The organism is Micromonospora pattaloongensis (genome assembly GCF_900107255.1).
GTDB lineage: Bacteria > Actinomycetota > Actinomycetes > Mycobacteriales > Micromonosporaceae > Micromonospora_I > Micromonospora_I pattaloongensis.
The window spans coordinates 257,159-282,711 of the sequence record NZ_FNPH01000004.1; the positions used below are offsets into that span (position 1 = coordinate 257,159).

The following is a 25,553-nucleotide window of genomic DNA, read 5'->3' on the forward strand; positions in this document are numbered from 1 at the left end:
CGCATTGGAGTGGCGCTCAGTCGACGAGCGTATGGTCCTTGAGCGCTGCGACGAATGCCGCGAAGGGCGCTGGCGCGAAGACCAGGACTGGCCCCTTCTGATCCTTGCTGTCTCGTACGGCTACGGCCGCGTCGAGGTCCGCCACCTCGACGCACGCGCCGTTAGTGTTGCTCCGCGTGCTCTTCCGCCATTTGGCGCCGGACAGTTCCACCGTCGCCCCTCCTTCCGGTCTACGCCAGGTCTCTGGCGACAGCCGCGATCAGCTCTCTGGACTTGGTGGCGCTGAGTGCGGCCGCGTGCAGGTGGGTGTATGTCAGGCTAACCCGCCCGATCTCCTCCTGGCGTTCGAGATACGCGTCGCCGGCAAGAGTCTCCGTGTAGACGACGGGGGAGTGCACGTCCTCCGGAAACTCCAGGATGTTGAATGATCCGAGCGTGCCGGGATGCCAGCCTTCGCTGTACGGCAACACCTGCACCGTGACGTTCGACCGCTTGCTCATCTCGATCAAGTGGCGGAGTTGCTCACGCATGACCTCCCGGCTGCCGGTCTCCCGGTGCAGGACGCTCTCATCCAGGATCGTCCAGTAGTTCAGCGGTGGATCGTCGTCGAGACGCTTCTGCCGCTCCATTCGCAGGCGCAGATGCCGCTCGGTTTCGGCGTCGTTACTCGGCCGCGACGCGCTGATGATGACCCTCGCGTACTCCTCTGTCTGGAGGAGACCGGGCATGACCGCCAGTTCGAAGTTGCGGACGGTGGTCGCTGCGGCCTCCAGGCCGACGTACGTCGCGTAGCTGTTCGACAGTTGGCCGTACCGGCTCCACCAGCCGCGTTGCCGGCCCTGCTGCTGCAGGTCGAGGATCGCCTCGCGGTGGCCGTCGTCGGACACCTTGTAGCGGTCGAGCATCACGAGCAGATCGCCACGGCCGATGCCGACGTCACCGCTCTCGATCTTGTAGATCTTCGACTCCGAACAGCCGAGCACGTCGGCGATCTGCACCTGCGTCATGCTCGCCGCCTCGCGCAGCGACTTGAGCTGCCGACCAAGCTGCCAGCGGGCGATGGTCGGGCCGGTCTCCCTCGGCACGCCTACCTCCTCATCGACGACCGTGCTCAGTGTTCCGCGTAACCCATCGATGGTCAACGTCATTCTTCAATCGACTGTTACGACTATTAAACCTTCCACTGAAGGTTGAGATCCAACTTCTACGCCTGTCAATCTGAGGGCGCGCCGGCACCGCCGTACTGCTGCGGAGGGCTGCGGCGGCGCCGGCCTTCCAGGCCCCGGCGGGGAGCAGGCGTGCAGGTGGGTGCCCGTCGCGCCCTCCTCGCCGGGCTCAACCGGCCGTCCGTGCGTAGCGATGGCGTATTCGAAGGGAAGGGAAATGCGGGCCACCACTGACCGGATACGCGGAGGCGCCGAGCTTGCGACGTACCCTCTGGTTTTTGCCGCGTGGGGCCGGCGGTGACGCGGCCGGGGGAGGAGCGACGCGGCACGCTCTACGGTGCCGCGTCGCGGTTGCCGCTGGGGCCGCGCCAGATCCGCTCGAAGCGGTTCGGCTCCACGCGGCTGGGGCGGCGGGGGATGGATCCGGGGGAGGTCCGCGACTTCCTGGACCGGGTGGCGGCCGACATGGCGGCGCTCTACGCGGAGTTGGCGCGGGTGCGCGACGAGAACCTTCGGATCAAGTGCGCGTTGCGGGACTGGCAGACGCGGTGGGGGCGGCAGCGGCAGCGGTGGATCGATGGGTGACTACCCGGCGCTGCACGCGCCGTCCCGCCCGGACTGGGCGTGCACCGTGTGCGGTGACGAGTGGCCATGCCCGACGCGCAAGCGACAGCTGGTCGAGCTGTTCGGTGGCAACGTGCGGGCGCTGGTCGGCTACCTGAGGCCGTACCTCGTGGTCGCGAACACGGAGCTGGGCCGCCTGAGCACGAGGCAGGTCGTCGAGCGGTTCATCGGCTGGTGCGCACGGCCACCCCGCGGCGGGTGGGGTGGGCGTGTCCGCAAGCGGCAAGTCTGAGGCGACGCTGATGTCGCCCGATCGGGGCCGTCCGTTGCTGGGCCTCGCGATCAGCGCCCTCGCGAGCTGCCGTGAACCCAAACCTCTGCTCGTGCATAGATGGCAGTGGGAGTAGCGGACTGTGGAAGGACGGCTCAAGTTGAACCGACGACGGCTCGACCAACGATGACGGATGTGATCACGGGGCCAACCGACGCCACGATCATCGCGGAGTCCTTGCAGCACCCGGATCGGTTTGCCGCGTTGTACGAACGGCACGCCACTGCGCTGTACGGGTATGCGTATCGCCGCTTGGGCAGGGAGTTCGCCGAGGACGTCGTCGCCGAGACGTTCATCGCGGCGTTCCGTGGGCGCAGCGGATATGACGTGGAGCGCGTAGACGCGCGACCATGGCTGTTCGCGATCATCAACCGCGAGATTGCTCGCCACCACCGGACGGAGCGCGCACGGTACCGAACGCTGCAGCGCGTCAAACACGAGCACGGCGAGGAATCCCTGGCCGACCGGGTAGCAGGTGCAGCGTCAGCCGAAGCGTGGCGGGATCCTCTCGCAAATGCTCTGGCGAAGCTGTCCCGGAAGGACCGCGACGTCCTGCTCCTGATCGCATGGGGCGGACTCAGCTACGACGAGGTGGCGCAAGCATTACAGGTTCCGGTCGGGACGGTCCGCTCCCGGCTCAACCGCGCCCGCCGCAAGCTTCGCGAAGCCCTGCCCGACTACTCCTCCAGGGAGCCACGGTGAACGAAATCGACATGCTGAAGCGGCTGGGCGACGATTTGGCTCCGGCAGATGCGACTCCTCCGGTCTCACTGCGACACCGCGCTCTTGCCGGTGGCACCCCGGCTGTCCCACCCCGGAAGCGGCGGTGGCAGCTCGCGATCACTGGCCTGGCAGCGCTGAGTGTCGTCACCGCCGTTACCTTTTCGGTCGCGCAGCAGCAACCTCGGCCCGGAGTTGGAACGAGGCAGCAGATCCCGAGTGTCCTTCGGAACGCCGCGCTGGTCGCGCGCAGCTCCGACGCCCGACAACCCCGTCCAGATCAGTACATCTTCACGGAGAGCGTCAGCGCGGTCCCGATGCAGATGCAGCAGCCCGACGGCACGACCAAAATGGTCGAGAGGGATGCCTCTGTTACTCAAACGTGGATTTCCGTGGACGGGACCCGGACCAGCACCAGCCGTCAACGCCCGCACGGACACCGCAACGCGTGGACCGAAATGCCACCGATTCGTCCTTGCGCCACACCCAACGACCTGCCCAACGAGGCCGACCCGTGTACCTCCCAACCCGGCTTCAACAAGAGTGCCCCGGGCGACGGGCCTGCCATGCGCGCGTGGCTCTACGCAATCGCTCAGCGGCAGCAGGGCGCCAGTCAATCGCCGAGTCCATCACACCTCGCTGCGAACGAACCGCGGCATGCAGCGGTGTTTGAGAATGCGAGAGACCTTCTGTGTGGCGGCACGTACCTGACTGCTCGGCAGCGCGCGGCGCTGTTCGAGGCACTGTCGTCGGTTCCCGGCGTCAGGGAGGTGAACGGCGTACGAGACGCGGCAGGTCGGGCCGGGGTCGGAGTCGGGCTCCCTGAAAGCGACCTTTTGATCTTCGACGCCGCTACCTACGTCTTCCTGGGGACGCGGGAGACCGGAGTGTTGCGTCAGGCGGTGGTGGAGAAGCCGGGGCAGCTTCCGTCGTGAAGGTTGCGCGACGTAGACCATCTGCCGCCGCCGGGGATGTTCGCAAGAGTCAGAGGAACGCGGACAAGCCGCAGGAGATGAGGAATCCGACAGCGACGGCACCGATGCGTAGCCACGGCACGTCTTCGGTTCGGCGTACCCCGATCGACACGCTCACGGCGAGGCTGGTGGCCAGGACCAGTGAGATGGCGGTGCTGAGTGCCCGCTCGCCGACGTCGCTGAGATCCCACCACGCGACAAGCCCGATGAGGGCAGCTGTCAGGGAGATCGCGGACAGTCCGATGAGGGGGAGGGCGAGGCGCCACCGGGTCCACGCGTTCATCCGCCGTACCGGGTGTCGTCGGAGTGATCCGCCGGGCCCTGACAAGGATCGGTCGTGTACTGAAGCGTGTCGTCCGCGTGGTCCGCCGCGCGCACCAGAATGTTGTACAACCCGCTCAAGCCCGGCGGATCGACGAAGAAGTCGTTCATGTCCCCCCGCTGGCCTCCCTGCGCCATCTTCCGCACGCACCCTAGCCAGCCTCCACAACCCGATCAACATGCAGCTGTGGTGCCTATGTCGGATTGGCTCCACGCGACCAGGCCGGTGATGGGTCCGCCAACACCGCCGCGCCGACGCGGGGGCGCCCCCGGAACACGTGGCGAACCGGTCGGTCGGGACGCCGCCCTGGGTGAGCCACACCATGAGCCGAGTCGCGATGCTCGCATGGGCGTATCCCGGCGGCGTGAGGCGGGCGTTACGGCCGCGTTCACTGCAGGCCGAAGTGAGGCTCGAACCAGTACTTGATAAGTTGAATTCGCTGTGCGAACCCTATGACAGGCTCTCGTTCACGCTGGCTGGGTTCAAACGTTCTCCTGGGCGATCTCGGGTCGCGACGCGCCGGCCATCTCACAGGACTGCAGCACCGGCGTGGGTCGTGCCGCCCGGTTCGGCGATAACGTCTTCTCCTATGCGATCGAAGCCGGAGTTGACCGCGGCGATCCGGGGGCAGCGGCGGGCGGCCCTCGTCGTCAACGCCCGCTCCCGCCGGGGTCGCCAACTCTACGACCGCGCCCGGTCGGGTCTCGCGGCGGCGGGCTTCACCCTGCTCGGCACGTACCCGGTCCACCGGGCCGGCGAGCTGGAGCGCAGCCTCGCCGCGGCGGCCGCGCTCGGGCCGGATCTGCTGGTCGTCGGCGGCGGTGACGGCACGATCAGCGCGGCGGCGCGGCTGCTCGCCCACCGCGACATCGCGCTCGGCCTGCTGCCGCTGGGCACGACCAACAACTTCGCCCGCACGGTCGGGATCCCGCTCGACCTGGACGCCGCGGTCGCGGTCCTCGCCAAGGGCAAGGTGATCGACGTGGACCTCGGGCTGGTGGGGGAGACGCGGTTCACCAACCACATCGGCGTCGGGCTGTCGGCCGACGTGATGCTCCGGACGCCGCCGCGGCTCAAGCGGGCCGTCGGCCGGCTGGCGTACCCGATGACCGCACTGGCGCTGCTGACCCGGCACCGGCCGCTGCGGGCCACCGTGCGCGCCGGCGGACGGGAACACGAGTTCGTGACCCACCAGCTGTACGTGGCGAACGGCGGCTTCCACGCCGGCCGGCCGATCACCGCCGGCACCGACGCCGACGACCGGCTGCTCGTGGCGTACGCCGTGGGTGGTCCGTCGACGCGCGAGCTGCTGCGCGAGACGGCGCGCAACGCGGCGACCGGGCATCGGCGCACCCTGGACGACGTGCCGTTCCTCGCCGTCGGGGAGCTGCGGTTGGAGACCGACCGGCCGGCGCGCGTCGAGATCGACGGCGAGCTGTGCGGGGAGACGCCGCTGCGGATCGGCCTGGACCCCAACGCGCTGCGCGTGATGGCGCCCGCCGACCGCCCGGATCGTTAGCGGGCCCGCGCGGTTATGACGATCTTCCCGGCGGCGTGGCCCTCGGCCAGGTAGCGGATCGCGTCGGGCGCGTCGGCGAGACCGTAGCTGCGGTCGATGACCGGGGTCACGGCGCCGGACTCGATGAGCCGGGTCAGCTCCTCGAGCTCCGCGGCGCCCTCCCTGGCCATCAGGACGCGCAGCCGCTGCCCGACGAAGATCGAGACCAGTGGCGCCCGGAGCTGCCGGTCGAAGCCGGCCAGCACCGGGCCGCCACCGTGCTCGCCACCCACGATGACCAGCGTCCCGTGCGGGGTCATCGCGCGCCGCAGCAGCGACAGCGGGCGGTTGCCGGCGGTGTCGATGACAACGTCGTACCGCGCCCCGTGTCGGTCGATCTCGTCGCGGGTGTAGTCGATGACGTCGTCCGCGCCGAGGGAGCGCACGAGCGCTTCCTTCGCGGTGCTGCACACGCCGGTCACCATCGCGCCGCACGCCTTCGCGATCTGCACCGCGAACGACCCGACGCCGCCGGCCGCGCCGATCACCATGACCCGCTGCCCCGGCTGCACGCGCCCGCAGTCGCGGACGGCCTGCAGCGCCGTCACCCCGGAGACCGGCGTCACCGCGGCCTGCTCGAACGACAGCCCCGCCGGCTTCGCCGCCAGCCGATTCTCCGGCGCGGCCGCGTACTCGGCGAAGGACCCGCTCTCGCACGTCCCGTACACCTCGTCTCCGGGGCGGAAGCGCGCCACGCGCGCGCCGACCGCCGCCACCACCCCCGCGACGTCGCGGCCACGCACCGCGACCTTCGGCCGGCGCAGCCCGAACCCCATCGCGCGCAGCAGGTACGGCCGGCCGGTCATCAGATGCCACACGCCGGGGTCGACGCCGGCGGCATGCACCTGCACCAGCACGTCGTCGTCGCCGATCGAGGGCGGGTCGATGTCACGTAGCTCGAGCACGTCCGCCGGGCCGTACACGTCCTGAGCGATCGCCTTCATTGCGTCACACCTCTGCGGAGTCGGGGTACTGGAACACGTCGTCGAGCGGAACGCCGAACACCCGGGCAATCCGGAAGGCCATCTCAAGTGACGGTGAGTACCGGCCCTGCTCGATGGCGATGACGGTCTGTCGCGTCACGCCGACGCGCTCGGCGAGTTCGGCCTGGGTCATCTCGCCGTGCGCGAAGCGCAGCGCGCGGATGGAGTTCGTGACGCGCGTCGGCTTCACCACTGCGGGAAGCTCCGGCGGTACGCGACGATCTTCGTGATCGAGCCGAGGACCGCCGACAGCACGAAGCCCAGGTAGATCACGTTGGCGATCCAGAAGAGGTGCCATTCGGCCATCGCCATGAGCATGGCCGCGACCGCGCCGATGATGACGAACGACTGTCCAGTGTACTCGCCGAGCCGGCGGATCTCCCGGTCGCGTACGTCCTTGTCGCGCGACGCCCTCGGGTTCACGACGGCCATCGCGGTCTCGACCACGACCGACGCGACGATGGCCGCGCCGATCGTCCACAGCACGGTGGCGGCGTAGGGGACGTCGGCCAGGGGGCGTCCGTTCGCCCGGTTGATGATCGTAATCACGTACGCGGTGTACGTGATCACGCTGACGACCAGCATCGTCCACGCGCGCTTCTCTTCGTGGGTCATGGCGCCTCCGATGTACAAAATCCTTGACACCAGCAATGTAGCGCTCGTTTTACACCGTGTCTAGAATCCTTGACATCGATCTGCGGCCGGCGGCGCGCCGGCAGGCCGTCGAGGGGGCGGCGACCTCACCCGCAGGGTGAGCATCGAACGACACGATGCTCACCATCGGAAGCGCCCAGGCTGTTCATGCTGTGGAATCCCCGATAGGGTGCCCGCCAGTGGTCCAGCCAGGAGGTTTGCGGTGCTCAGGAAGCATGTCCTTCGCGTCGTCGTCGGTTTCGCCGCGCTCTCGCTAGCCGTCACCGGCTGCGGGCGCTCGACGAGCGGCCAGGCGCCCCAGTCCGCCGGCTCCACGTCAGCCGCCGCCGGCGCCAGCGCCGCCGACCTGGTGCCGGCGGCGCTCAAAGAGAAGGGTGTGCTCCGGGTCGCCACGGCCGAGGGCTACCCGCCGATGGAGATGTACAAGAAGGGCACCCAGGAGCTGATCGGCGTCGACCCCGAGCTGGCCGCGGCGATCGCCGGGCGGCTCGGCCTGAAGCTGGAGATGACCAACGCCAGCTTCCCCGGCCTGATCCCCGGCCTGCAGGCCGACCGCTGGGACCTGGCGATGTCCTCGATGAGCGACACCGAGGAGCGGCGCAAGGCCGTCGACTTCGTCGACTACTTCCAGGCCGGTGGCGCGATCATGGTGGCCAAGGGCAACCCGGCCGGGGTCAAGGACCTCGCCGACCTCTGCGGCCGCGCCGTGGTGCTCGCCAAGGGCAGCTCCAACCTCGCCATCGGTGAGAAGCAGAACGCCTCGTGCGCCAAGAAGATGACGATCTCGCAGAGCGAGGACGCCCCGACCGGCCTGCTGCAGATCGACGCCGGCCGGGCCGTCGCCACCATCGTCGACTACCCGGTCGCCAAGCTGCTCGCCAGCGAGAGCGGCAAGTACGAGGTGCTGGAGGCCCAGTACGAGGCCGGCCCGTGGGGCATCGCGATCGACAAGAAGGACAGCCAGCTGCGGGACGCGGTCCAGCGGGCGCTCCAGGAGCTGATCGACTCCGGCGAGTACGCCAAGCTCCTGCAGAAGTGGGGCGTCGAGGGCAGCGGCGTCAAGACGGCCACCGTCAACGACCAGAAGTGAGCATGGGTACCACCGACGCGGGCCCGGCCTCGGCCGGGCCCGCCGGCGCTGACACGCCGGAGACCAACCGGATCAGCCACCCGCTGCGGCCCGGCCGCTGGGCCGCCGCCGGGCTGACCGCCCTGGTCCTGATCTGGCTCGGCTGGACCATCGCGGTCAACCCCAACCTGCACTGGGACGTCGTCGTCGCCTACCAGTTCGACGACGTCATCCTGGACGGGCTCTGGGTCACCATCCAGCTCACCGTCGCCTCGATGGTGATCGGCGTGATCCTCGGCGTGATCGTCGCGCTGATGCAGGTCTCCGACAGCCGGATGCTGCGCACCGGCGCGATGGCGTACGTCTGGTTCTTCCGCGGCACGCCGCTGCTGGTCCAGCTGATCTTCTGGTTCAACATCGCGCTGATCTTCCCCGAGATCGGGCTCGGCGTGCCGTTCGACGGCCCGAAGCTGGTCACCTGGGAGACGAACGCCCTGGTCACCGGCTTCGTCGCGGCGCTGCTCGGGCTCAGCATCAACGAGGGCGCCTACATGAGCGAGATCGTCCGCGCCGGGCTGCGCGCCGTCGACCCCGGCCAGCAGGAGGCCGCCGCCGCGCTCGGCATGTCCCGCGCGAAGATCATGCGGCGTGTGGTGCTGCCCCAGGCGATGCGGATCATCGTGCCGCCCACCGGCAACCAGTTCATCTCCATGCTGAAGACCACCTCGCTCGTCTCGGTGATCGCCGGCGCCGACCTGCTCACCGTCGCCCAGCGGCTCTACCTGACCAACTTCGAGGTGATCGCGCTGCTCATCGTCGCCTCCATCTGGTACCTGGTCCTCACCACCGTGGCCAGCATCGGGCAGTACTTCCTGGAGCGCCGGTTCAGCCGCGGTTTCGGCGGCACCGTGCCGGACACGCTGCGCGGCCGGATCGGCCGCAACCTGCGCTTCTCCGGGCTCGCCCGATGACCGCGCCGATGGTGCAGTGCCGGGCGCTGCGCAAGAGCTTCGGCCGGATCGAGGTGCTGCGCGGCATCGACCTGACCATCGCACGCGGTCAGGTTGTCTGCGTGGTCGGCCCCTCCGGCTCCGGCAAGTCCACGCTGCTGCGCTGCCTCAACCACCTCGAGGAGCCGCAGAGCGGCCGGGTGTACGTCGACGGCGAGCTGATCGGCTACGAGGAGCGGGGCGGCACACTGCGGCCCCTGTCGGACGCCCGGCTGCGCCGCCAGCGCGAGTCGATCGGCATGGTCTTCCAGCGCTTCCACCTCTTTCCGCACCGCACGGCGCTGGAGAACGTGATGGAGGGGCTGGTCGCGGTCAAGGGCATCGGGGCCGCCGACGCCCGTCGGCGCGCCGCCGAGCTGCTCGACCGGGTCGGGCTCGCCGACCGCGCCCAGCACTACCCGGCCCAGCTCTCCGGCGGGCAGCAGCAGCGCGTCGCCATCGCCCGGTCCCTGGCGATGGAACCGAAGCTGATGCTCTTCGACGAGCCGACCTCCGCGCTCGACCCCGAGCTCGTCGGCGAGGTGCTGGCGGTGATGAAGGACCTCGCCGCCACCGGCATGACGATGATCGTGGTGACCCACGAGATGGGCTTCGCCCGCGAGGTCGGTGACCATCTCGTCTTCATGGACGAGGGCCTGATCATCGAGCAGGGTCCGCCGCGGGAGGTGCTCGGCGCGCCGCGCCACGACCGCACCCGCGCCTTCCTCTCCAAGGTCCTCTGATGAGCCGGCTCGACCTGCTGGTCACCGGCGGCGACGTGCTCGACGGCACCGGGGAGCCGCCCCGGCCCGCCGACGTCGGCGTACGGGACGGGCGGCTGGTGCTGCTGCCGCCGCGCAGCGGCGTCCCGGCCACCGAGGTGATCGACGCCGCCGGCCTGACCGTCGCCCCCGGCTTCATCGACGTGCACACCCACTCCGACCTGCTCGCCGGCGACGATCCGGGGCGCGAGGCGCTGCGGCTGGCGCCGCTCCGGCAGGGCGTCACCACCGAGATCTGCGGCAACTGCGGGATCAGTCCGTTCCCGGTCCCGCCCGAACGTGACGGCCCGGTCCGGGAGCTCATCGCCGCCACCTTCGGCCCGCCCGCGGCGGCGTACCCGTCGTTCGCCGAGTTCGCCGCCGCCCAGGGGTCGGGCCGGCGCAACCACCTCGCCGCCCTGGTCGGGCACGGCACGCTGCGCGCCGCCGTCGTCGGTTTCGCCCAGCGGCCGGCCACCCCCGACGAGCTGGCGCGGATGTGCGCGCTGCTCGACGCGGCGCTGACCGCCGGCGCGGCCGGACTCTCCACCGGGCTGATCTACTCGCCCGGCGTCAACGCGAGCACCGACGAGGTGATCGCACTGGCCCGGGTCGCTGCCGCGCACGGCAAGCCGTACGTCACCCACCTGCGCGACGAGATGTCCCGGGTGGAGTCGGCGCTGGAGGAGGCGATCGAGATCGCCACCGCGGCGGGGGCGGCGCTGCAGGTCTCGCACCACAAGACCGCCGGCCGCCGGGCGTGGGGCGCCACCGTCCGTACGCTCGCCCGGCTGGAGGCCGTGCGCGCCGCCGGGCTCGACGTCGCCTGCGACGTCTACCCGTACACCGCCGGCAGCACGGCGCTGCACGCGATGCTGCCGCCGTGGGTGATCGCCGACGGGGTGCCGGCGATGCTCGCCGCCGTCGCCGACCCGGCCGTCCGGGACCGGATCCGCGCCGACATCACCGCCGGCGTGCCCGGCTGGGAGAACACCGTCGGCAACGGCGGCTGGGACCTGATCCGCGTCGCGTCCGCCCCGAACAGCCCGCCCATCCAGGGGCAGACCATCGCCGATCTCGCCGCCGCCGCGGGCACCGACCCGGTCGACTACGCCTGCGCGCTGCTCGTCGCCGAACGCGGCGACGTCACCATCCTCAGCCACTCGATGCACGAGGACGACGTCCGCCGGGTGCTGGCCAGCCCGCTGACCATGCTCTGCTCCGACGGGGTGCCCAAGCCGGGCCGCCCGCACCCGCGCTGGGCGGGCAGTTTCAGCCGGGTGCTCGGCCACTACGTCCGCGACGTCGGCCTGCTCAGCCTCGCCGAGGCGGTGCACAAGATGACCGGCATGCCCGCCCGCCGCTTCGGCCTGCGCGACCGGGGCCTGCTCGCCGACGGGTACGCCGCCGACCTGGTCGTCTTCGACCCGCAGCGCGTCGCCGACGGCGCCACCTACGACGAACCGCTGGCACCGCCGCTCGGAGTCCGTTGCGTGATCGTCGCGGGGGAGACCGTGGTGACCGGCGACCGGGTCACCGCCGCGCGACCGGGGCGGGTGCTGGCCGTCCCGGATCGGGCCCCGGTCCGATCGGAGTCGCGATGACCGGCGTACGGGTCGGCGCGATGGTGCGCCGGCTGGACGATCACCGCAGCCTGGCCGCCGAGCCCGACCTCGTGCTGCCGCTGGCCAGCGTCGGCAAGGTGTTGCTGCTGGCCGAGGTGGCCCGCCGGCTGGCCGACGGCACGCTCGCCGCCGACGAGGCCGTCGAGCTGACCGCCGAGGACCGGCGGCTCGGCGGCACCGGCCTGCTCGGCGCGCTGTCGCCGCGGTCGTACACCGTCGCCGACCTGGCCACCGCGGTCGCGGCGGTCAGCGACAACGCCGCCACCAACGCGCTGCTCCGGCTCGTGACCCTCGACGCCGTCCAGCAGCTCGCCCGCGGCGCCGGGCTGCGGGACACCACGGTGCACGACCGGATCCGGGCGGTCCGCGGCTCCGACGCGCCACCGGCCTTCGCCACCGGGACGGCCCGCGAACTCTGCGCCTTCCTCGCCGACGTGGCCGCCGGCGCCTGGCACAGCCCGGCGGCGTGCGCGCTGCTGCAGCAATGGCTCGCCCGCAACACCGATCGCGGGCTCGTCGCCGACGCCATCGACCATGACCCCTGGTCCAGCGACGGGGTCCTGGTGCTGAACAAGACCGGCACCGACACCGGGGTCCGCGCCGACGTGGGCATAGTCCAGGGTCACCACACCGTCGTCTACGCCGTGATCGGCGCCTTCGCGCCCGGCGCGGAGCGGGCGGCCGTGGCCGAGCTGCGCCGCTGGGGGGCCGCGGTCGACCGGCTCGCCGGCGACCACCGCGCCGCCAGCTCCTGACTCAGCGACGCCGCGGCGTCGGTCAGCCGCTCGACGAAGCTGCCGACCACCGGGTTCGGGTTGCCGGGCCGCAGCGCCACACCGATCTCCCGGTGCAGCTTGGCGTGTGTGAGCTGCCGGACGTCCACGCCGGCGGGATCGCGCAGCCCCAGCGACGGCACCAGCGCCACGCCGACGCCGGCCCGCACCAGACCCAGCACCACCTCGTAGTGGTCGCTGCGGCACCGGATCCGAGGCTGGAAGCCCTCCGTCCGCGCCGCCAGCTCCAGTACCGACACCTCGCCCTGCACCCCGAGCGTCGTGATCCACGGCTCGTTCGCCAGGTCGGCCAGCCGCAGCCGCCGCCGCCCGCCCAGCGGGTGGTCGGCCGGGAGCACGACCAGCTGCGGATCCGTCATCAGCGGCTCGACGGTCGCGAACGGTGGCGCCGGCACCGGGCTCAACGGATGCTGGAACACCACCACGAGGTCGAGCTCGCCCTGGTTGAGCCGGGGCAGCAGCTCGTGCGGCTGCCCCAGGATCAGCGCCAGCTCGACCTGCGGGAAGTCGTCGGTGAAGCGCGACAGCGCCCGCGGCAGCAGCTCGGCGCCGGCGGTGGCGAAGAAGCCGATCCGCAGCAGGCCGCGCCGCCCCTCGCCGTGCGCGGAGAGCTCGTCGCGCGCCGCCGACATCAGGTCGGCGATCTGCTGCGCGTAGTCCGCGAGGCGCTGCCCGGCGACCGTGAGCCGCAGGCTGCGCGGACCCCGGTCCACGAGCGCCACCCCGGCCTCCTGCTCCAGCGTGGCGAGCTGGTGGGAGACCGCCGATGGGCTCAGCCGGAGCTGCTCGGCGGCCGCGACGATGGTGCCGTGCCGGGCGATCTCCAGGACCACCTGCAGACGTGCGGTGTTGAACATCGGTGGCCTACCTTCCCTGCTCGGGGCGCGTCGTGGTAGCCCTCGAGGCGCTGCTCAGCCCGGATCAACACTCTCGCACGCGCGTTCCCGCGGTGCGTTTGCCCGGCATGATTTCGGTGTCGTCGACGCTCCAGACGGCAACATGATTCCGGCCGATATACCGCTGAGGCATATTTATGACTCCGGGGTATATCGCTCGGCACAAGGATGTCCCACGACGCCGCCGACGCGGGCTCATCACACCATGACGACCATCCATCCAGGTCCGATGGTGCGCCCGGCGCGCATCCGGGCCGGGCGATCGTTGAATGCCGCGCTTCGCCGTCCGCGGCCGCGCGGCCTCGCCGGTCGGTATGGTGGCATCGACCGATGTCGCCGTGCCCAGGAGGAAGCCCGATGGAGACGATCACCGGCGGCGTACCGTCCCTGCTCGCCGGCGCCGTCGGCGAGCGGGACCGTCCGCTGGTGACCTACTACGACGACGCGACCGGCGAGCGCGCCGAGCTGACCGTGACCGAGCTGGCCGGCTGGGCGGCGCGGACCGCCGGGCTGCTGCATGCCGGCTGCGGGTTGGGCGCGGGGAGCCGGGCGGCTATCCTGCTGCCGCCGCACTGGCAGACCGCGGCGGTTCTGTTGGGCGCCTGGTCCGCCGGCGTGTCGGTGTCGTTCCGCGGGTGGGCGACCGCCGGCCTGCCGGCGCTGGGCCCTGGCGTCGACGAGCCGTTCGACGCCACCTTCGTCGCGCGGGACCGGGTCGACAGCTGGCTCGACGAGGTACCCGAGGCCCGTCACCGGTTCGTGCTCGGCCTCGCGCCGGGCGGTGCCCCGATCGCCGACGTGCCGACCGGATATCGGGACTACGTCGCGGAGGTCCGCGACTACCCGGACAGCCTTCCGGGGTACGCCATGATCGGTCGAACGGACGCGGCGAGCGTCGACGGCACGACGTTCCGCCAGTGGGGGAGCCTCGCACACGCGCTCGCCGAGACGCTGGATCTGCGCGCCGGCGACCGGCTGCTCGTTGACGCCGCCGCCCACGAGCACCCGGTGAAGTGGCTGTTGGCGCCGCTGGCCGTCGGCGCGTCGGTGGTGCTCTGCGCCAACCTCGACAGGGCTGCGGTCGACGCCCGCGTGGCCGCCGAGCGGGTGACCCGGGTGCTCTGACCCGGCTCAGCCGGCCCCCGGCGCCGCGTCGAGGTAGACCCACCGGCCCTCTTCGCGGACGAAGCGGCTGCGTTCGTGCAAGGTGCCGGAGCGTCCCGTCTCCCGGTAGTGCGCCCGGAACTCGACGGTGCCCGTCGTGTCGAACAGGCCACCCCGGTCCGCGTCGAGGATGTCCAGCCTCGTCCAGCGCTGTTGAGGGTCGAGGGTCAGGTGTCGCGGGCGCGTGCTGGAGTGCCAGCTGCGCAGCAGATAGCCGGTGTCGCCGACGGCGTACGCGCTGAACCGCGACCGCATGAGCTGCTCGGCGGACGCCGCGGTCGTCTCCCCGCGGTGCAGCCGACCGCAACACTCCCGGTACGCCTCACCGGTCCCGCACGGGCAGGACCGGGTCGCGTCGTCGGCCGCGCTCCGGCGGGCACTGCGTTTCGCCACGCGCACATTGTCGCCGACGCCGCCGCGGCGCGCTCACGGCTGGTATGCGTTGCGGATCCGCGGTATCCACTGCGGGTGCACGTCACGCAGGTACGTGATCAGGCCCTCGCGCAGTTCGCACCGGAGGTTCCATGCGTTCGGGCCGTCCGCGGCGGAGACGCTGACGCGGACCGTCGTCGCCGGCGGGGAGACGTCGATCATCTGTACCTGCCAGTGCTGACGGTCCCAGAATGGGGACATCTCGATGATTCGCTGCGTCTCGGTGCGCACGTCCTGCAGTCGGGCGGTGTAGTCCAGTTGCAGTTCCACCGTGGCGAGGATCGGCGTGTCGAAGCGCGTCCAGTTCTGGTAGGACTTCGTGGTGAAGTAGGTGGTCGGCAGGATGAGTCTGCGATCGTCCCAGGCGCGCAGGACGACGTGCGTGAGTCGAATCTGTTCGATGCGTCCCCACTCGCCGTCGACCACGACGATGTCGTCGACGCGAAGAGAGTCGGAGAAGGTGATCTGGATGCCGGCCGCCGCGGGTGCGAGCGTGCTCTGACCGGCGATGCTGATGATGATGCCGAGCAGACCGGCGGACGTCAGCAGCGTGGACCCCAACTGGCGGACCTGTGGGATGGTCATCAGGACCGCGCCCACCGTGAACACGACGGTGAGAATCGCCGTGAGCCGGCGGATCACCTGCAGCTTGGTGCGGGCGCGTCGGGCGCGTCGGAACTCCGGCACGTCGGCCGGATAGCGGGTGAAGAGCGCCTCTTCGGCGGCACGCAGCTTCTTGAGCACCAGCCAGCCGACGCTGGCGATCAGCGCTATCAGCAGGATGTGGCGCAGGAGGCCGTGTCGGGCCAGCGGCCCTGCGGTCGCCGGCAGCGCGAAGTACAGCGCGCCCGTGACGGCGACCGCATTGATGCCGTTCTGGCAGCGTTGCTTCGTTTCCTGCAGATAGAACTCGTGCCGGGAATGTTTGGCGGCCCACAGGAGTATCCACCCGATCAGCTTCCCGACCAGCAGGGCGCCGGCCGTGACGGTGACGAGGACAAGAGCGTTCGCGATCATCCGCGCCCCGCTCCCGCCCGCGCCTGCCGGCGCCGGGGAGCGTGGGGCGGCGACAGCATCCCGGCCTGACGATTCCGTGGCCCGACGGCTTCTGTCGCCGCGGTCCCTGTCATGTGTCCATCGGCATCGGACATCGCGATCCCATCGAATTCCCGATGAACACCTCAACGATCGCTCCCGCCCGGGGAAACGCATCCGGTCGACGGACCGGATGGGGACACTCCGGGTGGACCCCGCGCGGACCGTCAGTCGTAGTGCTGGAACCTCGGCCACAGCTGCGACCACGGCCCGCGCGGGTCGCGGCACACCCGAACGTTCAGCTCCTGCTCCTCGTTCGGGATGTCGACGCCGTTGTCGAGGTCGCGGACCACCACGCAGGAGCCGAACGCGGCCTCGAGCGCCGGGCCGGCGCGGAAGCCGACCGCGACCACGACGGACGCGGTCTCCGGCGGCGCGCCCCGGTGGTACAGCTCATTGTGTCCGCTGTAGACGGCGGGTAGGTCGTGGCGGTCGCCGTACCGGTCGAGCGCGCCGGCCTCGCCGTAGTTGGCGGTGACGATGACGGCCCGGTCGCGGTCGGCCGGCGGCAGCCCGTGGTAGACCTCGGCGATCTGGGCGACGTACCGGGGCCATCCGACCTGATCGCTGGTGGCCTGGTTGGCGGCGGGGATCGGTGTTCTCGCCAGCGCCGGCACCGGCAGCAGCGGCAGCGCGATCAGCCCGGACACGATCGCGTTGATCGCCAGCGCGCCGCCGAGCAGCGCCACGCGCGGCCGGCGGCCGGCCAGCCACCGTACGGTCGGCGCGCAGCCGGCGGCGTAGAGCGCCAGCACGAGCGCCAGCGTGTAGTACGGCTGCCCGCCGCTGACCAGCACCAGAACGCAGAGAATCGGGTACGCCACCCCGAGCGCCCGCGCCGGCCGCAGCGCCGGGTCGCGCAGCAGACGGACCAGCCCGGCGATCCAGACCGGCGCGAGGAGCGGGCCGAGCAGCACCAGTTGCATCGGTACGAAGAGCGCGCGCGACTCCGCGCCCTTGTTGCGTTCGATCGCCTCGGCCATCGCCAGCTGCGGCCAGCCGTGCGTCGCCTGATACACGAGATTGGGTGCGCCGACGGCGAGCGCGATCGCCACGCCGATCCACAGCCAGCGCGACGCCAGGGTCCGGCGCGGCCCGACTAGCACCAGCGCCACGCCGACCGCGGCCAGGGCGAGCACGATCAGATGCTTGTTGTAGAGCCCCACGCCGACCAGGGCGCCGACCGCCAGCCACCAGCGCTCGTCGCGGAGCAGCGCCCGGGCGACGCTGAGCAGGACCGCGGCCCCGACGACCATGTCGAGGGTGGCGGTGAGCAGCACGTGGCCGAAGACGAGCGGAAACGCGGTGGCGGCGCCGAGCGCGGCGAGGAGCTGCCCGGCGCGGCCGGCGCCCAGCTCGCGGGCGAGCAGCGCGGTCAGGATCGCCGTGGCGGCGGCGACGAGCGCACCCGGCAGCCGCAGCGCCCACAGGTGGTCGCCGAACAGCTCGGTCGTCAGGCGCGCGAGCAGCGGGGTGGCGGGCGGTTGGTCCACGTACCCCCACTCCGGTCGCTGCCCGAGCAGCCGGAAGTAGAGCTCGTCGCGGTGGTAGCCGTAGCCGTTCGCGGTCGCGAGCAGCAGCACCGCGAGCGCGCCGGCCACCAGAACGACGGGACCGGCGGCCATCGGCGGGCGGCCGGGGCGGGGGGAGTCGGACGTCACGTGCGTACGGTAACGCGCACGCGCGTGCCGACCCGGCCACCGACCGTGGTGGTGACCGGTGGCGCCGGTCACGGGACGGGGCCTACCGCTCGGCGACGAATCCCTGTTCCTTCATCCAGTCGAACGTCACCTGAGCCACCGGGTGACCCTCCACGTCGACCTGCTCGTTCAGGCGACGCAGGGTGGCGTCGTCGAGCTTGGCCGTGATGGGATCGAGCAGCGTCGTCAGCGACGGGTACTTCGCCGCCGTGTCGCCGTTCACGGTCAGCGCCGGGTTGTAGATGGGGAAGAATCTCCGGTCGTCGGTCAGCGTGCGCAGCTTCAGGTTGCTGATCCGGCCGTCCGTGGTGAACACCTCCCCGAAGTTGCAGGCGGCGCCCTTCGCCGTCTCGGTGTAGACCACTCCGGTGTCGACGGTCTTGACGTTGCCGGCCGGCACCGACATCCCGTACGCCCTGCTCATGCCGGGCCAGCCGTCGTTGCGGCCGGCGAATTCGCTCTCCACGCAGAACGTGGCCCGGCTCGGGTTCTTCGCCGCGAAGGTGGCCAGGTCGGAGAGCGTCTCGAGCTTCCACTCCCTGGCCCTGTCCTCGCGCACCGCGATGGCGTACGTGTTGTTGGCCGGCGCCGGGGCGCCCCACACCACCCGGTTCTTCTCCCTGTCCTCCCTGGCCACCGCCTCGTACTGTCGTCGCGGGTCCGGGATCGGGTCGGTGTGGCCGAGATAGTTGATCCAACCGGTGCCGCTGTATTCCCACGACACGTCGATATCCCCGGTGAGCAGCGCATTCCGGCTGTTCACCGAGCCCTTGATGTTGGTCCGGTCCGTCACCTCGGCGCCGGCGGCGCGCAGGGCGATCATGGTGATGTGGCCGAGCACGATCGACTCGGTGAAGTCCTTCGAGCCGACCGCGATCGTCCGGCCCGCCAGCGCCGCGTCCTCCTTGATCGATCCCGCGCCGACGGACACCTCGACGATGCTGTTCTCGGTGGTCACCGAGTAGCACCCGGACGTGAGCGCCACGGCGGCGACCGCGACACCGGTCAGCACACGGGTGAGCGGGTTTCTGGTGGGCACGGGTACCTCCTTGGCGCGCGGGCGCGGTGCGAACGGGCAGGGGAGCAGGAGCGGGCCCGGTCAGCCCAGCCCGCGGGGTCGGAACAGGTCGGCGATGACGCCGCCGAGCCAGTCCAGCAGCAGCGCCAGCGCGGCGGTGAGGATCGCGCCGCAGACCAGCACCGGGGCGCGCTGGAGCTTGATCCCGGTGACGATCAGCTCACCGAGCCCCCCGGCGTTGATGAACGTGGCGAGCGTGGCCACGCCCACGGCGAGGACCAGCGCCGTCCGGATGCCGGCGAGAATGACGGGCAGCGCCAGCGGCAGCTCGACCCGGGTCAGGACGGCGAGCGGCGACATGCCGATGCCGCGACCGGCCTCGACCAGCTTCCGGTCGACCTGGTTGAGACCGACGATGGTGTTCTGCAACACGGGGAGCAGGGCGTACGCGACCAACCCGATCAGCGCGGTCGTGGAGCCGATGCCCAGCCAGATGCTGAGCAGGACCAGCAGCCCGATCGCCGGGGTGGCCTGTCCGATGTTCGCCAGGGCGGTGGCGGCCGGGGCGATCCACCGCAGCGCGGGTCGGGTGAGCAGGATGCCCGTGCCGACGGCCACGGTCACCACCACCACGGTGGTCAGTGCGGTGAGCCGCAGGTGCTCGCCGAGCATCCGCATGAGGGCGTCGGCGTTCAGCGACCGACGTTCGATGTCGTCGAGCTGTCGCGACCGGATCCAGAGGTACGTCGCGAGCAGCGTCACGGCGAGCACCACCGGCATCGCCCAGTGGCTGCGCAGCAGGGTCCGCCAGCGCGACGGCGGCGTGAGCGCGGCGGCGGCGGTCCGGCCGCGGTGCGCGGTCGCGGTCACCGTGCGCCCCCGCGCTGGGCGGGGGCCGCCAGCGTCCGGGGCATCGGCGGCCGGTAGTACGACGCCTCCGCCACGCCGCGGTCGCGGCTGCGCTCGGTCTCGCGCATCTCCGTGATCGCCCGCATGAGGCGGTCGATGCCCAGCACGCCGCGGTAGCGGCCGGCGTCGTCGACCACCACCGCGGCTCCGCAGCCGCAGGTCAGCATCGCGTCGAGCGCGTCGCGCAGCGTGGCCCGCGGCTCCACCGTCGGCGCGGGGATGCCGACCCCGTCGAGGGTGTCCCGCTCCGGCCGCAGATCGCGCGGACCGACCCACCGCAGCGGCCGCCGCTCACCGTCGACGGTGAGCACCGCCCAGTCGCCGGACTCGTCCAGGTGGCGCAGCACCGCGGCCGGTGATTCCTGCGACGTCACCAGGTGCGCCTCGTCGTACGCGATGGAGCCGACCCGGCGCAGGTTGAGCTGCTTGAGCGAGGCGCCGGCGCCGATGAACTGCGCCACGGTCTCATCGGCGGGCGCGGCGAGCAGCCGTTCCGGGGTGTCGAACTGCCGGATCCGGGACCGCTCGCCGAGCACGGCGATCCGGCTTCCCATCTTGATCGCCTCGTCGAAGTCGTGCGTGACGAACACGATGGTCTTCTGCAGCTTCTCCTGCAATCGCAGGAACTCGTTCTGCAGGTGCTCGCGGGTCAGCGGGTCGGTCGCGCCGAACGGCTCATCCATGAGCATCACCGGCGGGTCGGCCGCCAACGCCCGCGCGACGCCGACGCGCTGCTGCTGCCCGCCGGAGAGCTGTTGCGGAAGCCGGTTACGGAACTGACCCGGCTCCAGCCCGACCAGATCGAGCAGCTCGTCGACGCGCGCGTCGATGCGACGGCGGTCCCAGCCGAGCATCCTGGGCACCATCCCGATGTTGGTCGCCACGCTCATGTGCGGGAACAGACCGCCCTGCTGGATGACGTAGCCGATGCGGCGACGCAGTTCGGTGGGGTTGAGCGAGGTCACGTCGGCGCCGTCCAGCGTGATACGGCCGCTGCTCGGCTCGATCAACCTGTTGATCATTTTCATGGTCGTCGTCTTGCCGCACCCCGACGGGCCGACCAGAACGACGATCTCACCCCGGTGGATCGTCATCGACACGTTCTCCACCGCGGGCACCTTCTGCCCGCGGTATCGCTTGCTGACGTGGTCGAGGCTGATCATCACGTCGTCGGACATCACATGACCTCTCTGATTAGTGGGCGGTGCCGGCGGTGGCCGCGGCGCCGGCCGGTGGGGCGGACCGGGGATTCCGCGCGGCGGAACGGGCGCCCCGGCCCGGCCGGGTGAGCACACCGAGCAACGCCAGGCAGAGATCGACGGCGAGGGCGAGGATGACCACCCCGAGGGTGCCGACCAGCGCCTGGTTGAGCGAGTTGACGCCGCCGAGGTTGGCCAGGCCGGAGAAGATCTGGTGGCCCAGCCCCGGCCCGCCGACGTACGCGGCGATCGCCGCGATGCCCATCGTCATCTGCGTGGAGACCCGGATCCCGGCCAGGATGACCGGCCAGGCCAGGGGGATCTCCACGGTGGCCAGTCGCCGCAGCGGCCCCATCCCGATGCCGCGGGCGGCCTCGCGCAGTGCCGGGTCGATCTCGGTCAGCCCGACCACCGTGTTGCGCAGGATCGGCAGCACCGCGTACAGCGTCAGCGCGATCAGCGGCGGAACGTAGCCCAGACCCAGCGGCGGGATCAGCAGACCCAGCAGCGCGAACGACGGGATCGTCAGGATCGCCGCGGCGACCGCCACCGCGATCGCCCGACCACGCCGGTGTCGGTACGTGGCCACACCGATCAGCACGCCGACCACCGTCGCGATCGCGACGGCGGTGAGCACGATGGTGGCGTGCTCCAGGGTCTGTGCCAGCAGCAGGGTCCGGCGACTCTGCAGGTATTCGAGGAACGTCATTGTCACCTCCGTGATGGCAGCGGAGTGCAGAAGCGCCACCACGGAGGCGCAGCATGCGGTCGCGGCCATCCGGGGGACGACCGCGGTCGCCTCTGGTACCCGGGCGCCGTGCCCGCGAACCGTCGTGAGGATCACACGATCGTGGGACGGCGCACGCTCCGGGCCACCCGCCGGCCCCGGCAGCGCAGGCGCCGGCCGACCGAACATGATCAAGCTCTCAATGGTCATCTTCTCAGGCGCGCGGGACCGGGGCCGATTCGAACGGCATGCGGAACCGTCTCGGCTACCTGTCCGTGGGGGCGCGCTTGGGCGCCGCCTTCGTCGTGGTGTGTGCCCTGCTGCTCGCCGTCGCCGCCAGCGGTGTCTGGGGAACCCGGCACCACCGCTCGCTGCAGCGCGAACTCGTCCGCCTCAACGCCCTCGGCGACCAGATCCAGGAGTTGCGGTACCTCGACGCCGACGTCAGCGGCTGGCAGGGCTACGTCTACTCCGAGGCGCTGGTGCTGGGGGGACCGCAGGCGGTCGGACCGGAGGGGTACAGCCGGGCGGAGCTGCTGAAGTCCAAGGACGCGGTGTTCAAGCTGCTCTCCGAGATCGACCGGGGCGCGATGACGACCGCCGAGCGGACGGAGCTGGACCGCCAGGCCGAGCTCTGGAAGTCCTACTTCGAGTACGACGACCAGATGACCGCCCACATCGCCAAGGGCGACAAGGCGTCGATGGCGAAGGCGTACGACCTGCAGAACGAGGAGCTCAGCGTGGGGTGGGCCGACCTGCTCGCCTCCACTGACAAGATCCTGGACTCCGTCGCGTCCCGCAGCAGGGCGCTCACCGCGCAGGCCGACCGGGCCAACTCGCTCGTGACCACCGGCATCGTCGTCGCCGCGCTGCTCGCCGTCGTGCTGTCCCTGCTGCTGAGCATCGTGGTGACCCGGTCGGTGGTGCGGCCACTGCGGCACAGCATCGCGGTGCTCGGCCGCGTCGGCGCCGGCGACCTGACCGCCCGCACCGGGCTGACCAGCCGGGACGAGACCGGCCAGCTCGGCCGCGCCGTCGACCAGATGACGGCGGAGCTGCGCGCGACCGTGGAGGCGCTCAGCAGCAGCGCCGGCGCCCTCTCCCGCGCCTCCGAGGACCTCTCCACGACCAGCGGCCGGCTCAGCGCCGGGGCCCAGGACACCGCCGCGCAGGCCGAGCGGGCCTCCGACGCCGCGACGGAGGTCTCGCGGCACGTGCGGCAGGTCGCCGCCGGCTCGCAGGAGCTGGACGAGGCGATCCGGGAGATCGCGCAGAGCGCCACGGCCGCCGCGCGGGTCGCCGGCGACGCCGTCACCGCGGTCGAGGCCACCAGCGCGACCGTCGCCGAACTCGGCGTCTCATCCGCGGAGATCGGCAAGGTCGTCCAGGTGATCACCTCGATCGCCGAGCAGACGAACCTGCTCGCCCTCAACGCCACCATCGAGGCGGCGCGGGCCGGCGAGGCGGGACGCGGCTTCGCGGTCGTCGCCAACGAGGTCAAGGAACTCGCCCAGGAGACGGCGCGGGCCACCGACGACATCACCGCGCGGGTCCAGGGCATCCAGGGCAGCACCGAGGCGGCCGTGCGCTCGATCGGGCAGATCCGCGAGGTCGTCACGGAGATCAACGACCATCAGGGGACGATCGCGGTCGCCGTCGAGCAGCAGGGCGCCACCAGCCGGGAGATGAGCCGCAGCGTCGACGCGGCGGTCGGGCGCACCAGCGAGATCGCCACCGCCGTCGACGCGGTCGCGTCCGCGGCCGGCGGCACCACCATCGGCGTCGCCGAGGCGCGGCAGGCCGCGGGTGACCTGGCCCGGATGGCGGGGGAGCTGCGCGAGCTGGTCGGCCGGTTCCGCTACTGAGTTCCGGGTGCCGGGGAGGTCAGGTGAACTGCGTGTGCGGCCGCGCCTGCACCTCGGCGTCGACCAGGATGTCGACCCGCTCGTTGTAGAAGCACACCAGCCCGGCGATCTTCTGGCACTCCGGCAGGGGAGTGCGGTAGATCCAGGCGATGTCGTCGTAGCTGCGGTCGTACACGTCGACCGACCAGTACGCGGCGGTGCCCTTGTAGGCGCAGTGCGACTGCCGCCGCGAGGGGCGCAGCAGCTCCATCCGGACGTGCGGCAACGGCAGGTAGAACCGGGGTGGCAGCCCGGTCTCGAACAGAACCTTCGGCGTACGCGAGTCCGCCAGCGTCACGCCCTCCAACTCCACCCGCACGTGGCGGCTGCTGGCCCGGATGTCGATGCGGCTGTACGGGTTGTGCGCATGGGTGTAGACCGGCTCGTCCTCCTCCATCCACTCGTCCATCGCGCCCCACTCCAGCCGTACCGCCGCGCGCAGCTCCTCGATCGGCGAGGTGGGAAAGCGCCGGCCGGCGCCCGGCGCGGTGCCGTGCGCGGTGGCGACGTCGAGCACCTCGGCCGTCCCGCGCTCCTGCGCCTGCTCCGTCGCGCCGGTGGCGGTGAGCCGGGCATGGACGTCGTCGGCCGGGAAGTAGTAGGTCGGGTAGTAGGGGACCTCCCAGACCAGCAGCGGCCGGGTGGTGTCCGCGACCACGTCCCCGCCGAGGAAGGCGCGGATACGCTTCGCGCCGGTCTCCACCCGGAACAGCCCGTGCCCCGGCGGCTCCTGCTGCTGACCCATCGGCTCCTCCTCCGCGCTCGGCTGGCGCGCCGCGTGAACCCGGCATCGGGCTCCCGGCGCGTCACGTCCGCTGCTGGGTGCACCACCGTGGTCCGAGATCGGTGTTGTCCAGCGGGCTCTCCTCGCGGTGCAGCAGGTTCTTCGAGGTGAGCTCGTGCAGCGGCTGATTGAGCTGCTCCTCCGGCAACCCCGTCTCCCGGGCGATCGCCGCCAGGTACGGCACCTCGCCACGGGATTCCAGCCCGGTGGTCGCCACGAACACCAGCTCCTCCACCGCCGTGAGTCGAACCTGTTGCATGGGAACCTCCCGTCGTTCTCCAGCGGCCGTCATCCCCGGTTACCCCGCCCCGGCGCGATGATGCCGCAACGTGTCGCCCGCGCGACCTTTGGTAACGGCGGCCGCGGCGCTGACTAGGCTGCCGGCGTGACCGACTGGGAGAAGATCTACGAGGCGGGCTGCGCACTGCCCGCCGGCCGCGCGCTCGACGAGTTGGTCGCGGAGCTCGCGGTGGCGCTGCGCGACCCGGACCCGGGGGTCCGCGACGGCGCGCCCTACGTGGTGTTGCGGACCTGGATCCAGCGGGACGTGATCGACGCCGGACGGCGCGCCCGGCTCGGCGCCCAGATGGCGGCCCGCTTCGCCGACCCGGAGATCCAGGCACGCACCTTCGCCCCGCTGGTCCTGGACATGATCGTCGGCCGCGGCGACTTCGACCCGGCGTGGCTGGTCGCGTTCACCCGCTGGTACCCCGCGGAACAGGACCTGCGCGGTCACGATCCGGTGCTCGGCTGGCTGCACGCGGTCGCGCACGGCGCCGATCTGCTTGCCGCCTTCGGCCGGCATCCGCGGGTGCGGCCCGAGGCGATGCTGGAGCTCGCCGCCGCGCGGCTGCTGGCCCGCACCGACTACCTCTACGCCGAGCAGGAGGACGATCGACTGGCGCGGGCGATCGCGCTGACCCTGACGCGGCCGGAGCTGACCGAGGCGGCGGCGGTCGGCTGGCTCGACCCGATCGCGGCCGACTTCCGGGCGATGCCGCGCGGCACCACCCCGACCTACGCCTCGAACGCGATGCGGACCCTGCGAATGCTGTACCTCCTGGCCGACCTCGGGGTGCCGCCGTCGTCCGGCGCCGCGCCGATCCCGCTGCCGCACGCCGCGGCGGTCAAGCGGCGGCTCGCCGAGGTGCTCGCCCCGGTCTTCCAGCACTCGTGATCTTCGGGGCGGGACCGTGCGGCCCCGCCCCGAAAGCG

Annotated in this window: 30 protein-coding genes; 13 read left to right on the top strand and 17 right to left on the bottom strand. The window is 71.4% G+C overall.

Annotation, left to right across the window (positions count from 1 at the left end):
• Positions 1 to 16 precede the first annotated feature (16 nt).
• Together BLW47_RS13520 and BLW47_RS13525 are read right to left on the bottom strand one after the other, a co-directional pair.
• Positions 17 to 211, bottom strand: coding sequence for a DUF397 domain-containing protein (locus BLW47_RS13520; protein WP_091556219.1), 195 nt, complete (start codon positions 209 to 211; stop codon positions 17 to 19).
• Between the two features lie 19 nt (positions 212 to 230).
• Positions 231 to 1,148 (bottom strand): helix-turn-helix domain-containing protein, encoded by a 918-nt coding sequence (locus BLW47_RS13525; protein WP_245736622.1) that lies wholly within the window; start codon positions 1,146 to 1,148, stop codon positions 231 to 233.
• Positions 1,149 to 1,463: 315 nt separating this feature from the next.
• Here BLW47_RS13525 and BLW47_RS13530 point away from each other — a divergent pair, with 315 nt between their 5' ends.
• The 4 genes from BLW47_RS13530 (at position 1,464) to BLW47_RS24715 (ending at position 3,716) form a co-directional block, all read left to right on the top strand.
• Positions 1,464 to 1,751 (top strand): DivIVA domain-containing protein, encoded by a 288-nt coding sequence (locus tag BLW47_RS13530; RefSeq protein ID WP_245736623.1) that lies wholly within the window; start codon positions 1,464 to 1,466, stop codon positions 1,749 to 1,751.
• Entirely contained in the window at positions 1,744 to 2,022 is a 279-nt protein-coding gene (locus tag BLW47_RS13535; RefSeq protein WP_091556225.1) for a hypothetical protein, read from the top strand. The genes BLW47_RS13530 and BLW47_RS13535 overlap by 8 nt, the downstream gene beginning before the upstream one ends.
• 165 nt (positions 2,023 to 2,187) lie before the next feature.
• Complete coding sequence (locus BLW47_RS13540; protein ID WP_091556227.1) at positions 2,188 to 2,763, top strand: RNA polymerase sigma factor; 576 nt, start codon at positions 2,188 to 2,190, stop codon at positions 2,761 to 2,763.
• Entirely contained in the window at positions 2,760 to 3,716 is a 957-nt protein-coding gene (locus BLW47_RS24715; RefSeq protein ID WP_139307288.1) for a CU044_5270 family protein, read from the top strand. The genes BLW47_RS13540 and BLW47_RS24715 overlap by 4 nt, the downstream gene beginning before the upstream one ends.
• A gap of 49 nt (positions 3,717 to 3,765) precedes the next feature.
• Here the strand turns inward: BLW47_RS24715 and BLW47_RS13550 are convergent, their stop codons facing one another.
• Positions 3,766 to 4,038: a hypothetical protein gene (locus tag BLW47_RS13550; RefSeq protein ID WP_091556231.1), complete on the bottom strand. Its 273-nt coding sequence runs from the start codon at positions 4,036 to 4,038 to the stop codon at positions 3,766 to 3,768.
• Positions 4,035 to 4,187, bottom strand: coding sequence for a hypothetical protein (locus BLW47_RS25115; RefSeq protein ID WP_175543623.1), 153 nt, complete (start codon positions 4,185 to 4,187; stop codon positions 4,035 to 4,037). Before BLW47_RS25115 ends, BLW47_RS13550 begins: the two co-directional genes overlap by 4 nt.
• Positions 4,188 to 4,666: 479 nt before the next feature.
• Here BLW47_RS25115 and BLW47_RS13560 point away from each other — a divergent pair, with 479 nt between their 5' ends.
• Complete coding sequence (locus BLW47_RS13560) at positions 4,667 to 5,596, top strand: diacylglycerol/lipid kinase family protein (RefSeq protein WP_091556235.1); 930 nt, start codon at positions 4,667 to 4,669, stop codon at positions 5,594 to 5,596.
• Here BLW47_RS13560 and BLW47_RS13565 read toward each other — a convergent pair.
• The 3 genes from BLW47_RS13565 to BLW47_RS13575 are packed head-to-tail and all read right to left on the bottom strand — an operon-like array spanning position 5,593 to position 7,233.
• On the bottom strand, positions 5,593 to 6,579 hold the full coding sequence (locus tag BLW47_RS13565; protein WP_091556237.1) for an NAD(P)-dependent alcohol dehydrogenase: 987 nt from the start codon (positions 6,577 to 6,579) through the stop codon (positions 5,593 to 5,595). The two genes, BLW47_RS13560 and BLW47_RS13565, sit on opposite strands and share 4 nt — an antisense overlap.
• A gap of 4 nt (positions 6,580 to 6,583) precedes the next feature.
• Positions 6,584 to 6,811, bottom strand: a complete 228-nt coding sequence (locus BLW47_RS13570) for a helix-turn-helix transcriptional regulator (RefSeq protein WP_091556239.1) — start codon at positions 6,809 to 6,811, stop codon at positions 6,584 to 6,586.
• Positions 6,805 to 7,233, bottom strand: a complete 429-nt coding sequence (locus tag BLW47_RS13575) for a hypothetical protein (protein ID WP_091556241.1) — start codon at positions 7,231 to 7,233, stop codon at positions 6,805 to 6,807. The genes BLW47_RS13570 and BLW47_RS13575 overlap by 7 nt, the downstream gene beginning before the upstream one ends.
• Before the next feature lie 241 nt (positions 7,234 to 7,474).
• Here BLW47_RS13575 and BLW47_RS13580 point away from each other — a divergent pair, with 241 nt between their 5' ends.
• Genes BLW47_RS13580 through BLW47_RS13600 form a run of 5 tightly spaced genes read left to right on the top strand, consistent with a single transcriptional unit; the run spans position 7,475 to position 12,471 of the window.
• On the top strand, positions 7,475 to 8,362 hold the full coding sequence (locus BLW47_RS13580) for an ABC transporter substrate-binding protein (RefSeq protein WP_091556243.1): 888 nt from the start codon (positions 7,475 to 7,477) through the stop codon (positions 8,360 to 8,362).
• 2 nt (positions 8,363 to 8,364) lie between these two features.
• Complete coding sequence (locus BLW47_RS13585) at positions 8,365 to 9,312, top strand: amino acid ABC transporter permease (RefSeq protein WP_091556246.1); 948 nt, start codon at positions 8,365 to 8,367, stop codon at positions 9,310 to 9,312.
• On the top strand, positions 9,309 to 10,073 hold the full coding sequence (locus BLW47_RS13590; RefSeq protein ID WP_281247265.1) for an amino acid ABC transporter ATP-binding protein: 765 nt from the start codon (positions 9,309 to 9,311) through the stop codon (positions 10,071 to 10,073). The genes BLW47_RS13585 and BLW47_RS13590 overlap by 4 nt, the downstream gene beginning before the upstream one ends.
• Positions 10,073 to 11,695: an N-acyl-D-amino-acid deacylase family protein gene (locus tag BLW47_RS13595; protein WP_091556248.1), complete on the top strand. Its 1,623-nt coding sequence runs from the start codon at positions 10,073 to 10,075 to the stop codon at positions 11,693 to 11,695. The genes BLW47_RS13590 and BLW47_RS13595 overlap by 1 nt, the downstream gene beginning before the upstream one ends.
• Positions 11,692 to 12,471 (top strand): serine hydrolase, encoded by a 780-nt coding sequence (locus BLW47_RS13600; RefSeq protein WP_091556250.1) that lies wholly within the window; start codon positions 11,692 to 11,694, stop codon positions 12,469 to 12,471. The genes BLW47_RS13595 and BLW47_RS13600 overlap by 4 nt, the downstream gene beginning before the upstream one ends.
• On the opposite strand, the gene BLW47_RS13605 is transcribed toward BLW47_RS13600, so the two are convergent.
• Positions 12,354 to 13,367, bottom strand: a complete 1,014-nt coding sequence (locus BLW47_RS13605; protein ID WP_091556253.1) for a LysR family transcriptional regulator — start codon at positions 13,365 to 13,367, stop codon at positions 12,354 to 12,356. The genes BLW47_RS13600 and BLW47_RS13605 overlap by 118 nt on opposite strands.
• 396 nt (positions 13,368 to 13,763) lie before the next feature.
• On the opposite strand from BLW47_RS13605, the gene BLW47_RS13610 reads away from it, so the two are divergent.
• Positions 13,764 to 14,531 carry a TIGR03089 family protein gene (locus BLW47_RS13610; RefSeq protein WP_091556255.1) on the top strand — a complete coding sequence of 256 codons (768 nt, stop codon included), beginning with the start codon at positions 13,764 to 13,766 and terminating at the stop codon, positions 14,529 to 14,531.
• 6 nt (positions 14,532 to 14,537) lie between these two features.
• On the opposite strand, the gene BLW47_RS13615 is transcribed toward BLW47_RS13610, so the two are convergent.
• From BLW47_RS13615 to BLW47_RS13645, 7 genes are all read right to left on the bottom strand, one after another.
• Positions 14,538 to 14,963 (bottom strand): YchJ family protein, encoded by a 426-nt coding sequence (locus BLW47_RS13615; protein WP_091556766.1) that lies wholly within the window; start codon positions 14,961 to 14,963, stop codon positions 14,538 to 14,540.
• 33 nt (positions 14,964 to 14,996) lie between these two features.
• Complete coding sequence (locus BLW47_RS13620) at positions 14,997 to 16,019, bottom strand: mechanosensitive ion channel family protein (protein WP_175543624.1); 1,023 nt, start codon at positions 16,017 to 16,019, stop codon at positions 14,997 to 14,999.
• Positions 16,020 to 16,264: 245 nt separating this feature from the next.
• The gene (locus BLW47_RS13625) at positions 16,265 to 17,758 is read right to left on the bottom strand and encodes a glycosyltransferase family 39 protein (RefSeq protein ID WP_245736624.1); all 1,494 of its coding nucleotides are present in this window, start codon (positions 17,756 to 17,758) and stop codon (positions 16,265 to 16,267) included.
• An 82-nt stretch (positions 17,759 to 17,840) separates the two neighbouring features.
• Positions 17,841 to 18,836 (bottom strand): glycine betaine ABC transporter substrate-binding protein, encoded by a 996-nt coding sequence (locus BLW47_RS13630; RefSeq protein ID WP_245736625.1) that lies wholly within the window; start codon positions 18,834 to 18,836, stop codon positions 17,841 to 17,843.
• 60 nt (positions 18,837 to 18,896) lie between these two features.
• Positions 18,897 to 19,685: an ABC transporter permease gene (locus tag BLW47_RS13635; protein ID WP_245736626.1), complete on the bottom strand. Its 789-nt coding sequence runs from the start codon at positions 19,683 to 19,685 to the stop codon at positions 18,897 to 18,899.
• Positions 19,682 to 20,902: an ATP-binding cassette domain-containing protein gene (locus tag BLW47_RS13640; protein WP_091556260.1), complete on the bottom strand. Its 1,221-nt coding sequence runs from the start codon at positions 20,900 to 20,902 to the stop codon at positions 19,682 to 19,684. The genes BLW47_RS13635 and BLW47_RS13640 overlap by 4 nt, the downstream gene beginning before the upstream one ends.
• A 16-nt stretch (positions 20,903 to 20,918) precedes the next feature.
• Positions 20,919 to 21,632 carry an ABC transporter permease gene (locus tag BLW47_RS13645; protein WP_091556772.1) on the bottom strand — a complete coding sequence of 238 codons (714 nt, stop codon included), beginning with the start codon at positions 21,630 to 21,632 and terminating at the stop codon, positions 20,919 to 20,921.
• Between the two features lie 266 nt (positions 21,633 to 21,898).
• On the opposite strand from BLW47_RS13645, the gene BLW47_RS13650 reads away from it, so the two are divergent.
• On the top strand, positions 21,899 to 23,515 hold the full coding sequence (locus tag BLW47_RS13650; RefSeq protein WP_091556263.1) for a methyl-accepting chemotaxis protein: 1,617 nt from the start codon (positions 21,899 to 21,901) through the stop codon (positions 23,513 to 23,515).
• A gap of 19 nt (positions 23,516 to 23,534) precedes the next feature.
• Here BLW47_RS13650 and BLW47_RS13655 read toward each other — a convergent pair whose 3' ends face one another.
• On the bottom strand, positions 23,535 to 24,299 hold the full coding sequence (locus BLW47_RS13655) for a DUF427 domain-containing protein (protein WP_091556265.1): 765 nt from the start codon (positions 24,297 to 24,299) through the stop codon (positions 23,535 to 23,537).
• A 61-nt stretch (positions 24,300 to 24,360) separates the two neighbouring features.
• Complete coding sequence (locus BLW47_RS13660; protein WP_091556267.1) at positions 24,361 to 24,597, bottom strand: hypothetical protein; 237 nt, start codon at positions 24,595 to 24,597, stop codon at positions 24,361 to 24,363.
• 126 nt (positions 24,598 to 24,723) lie between these two features.
• On the opposite strand from BLW47_RS13660, the gene BLW47_RS13665 reads away from it, so the two are divergent.
• A complete protein-coding gene (locus BLW47_RS13665) occupies positions 24,724 to 25,515 on the top strand; it encodes a DUF2785 domain-containing protein (RefSeq protein WP_091556269.1) in 792 nt (263 codons plus the stop codon).
• The last annotated feature ends 38 nt before the right edge of the window (positions 25,516 to 25,553 follow it).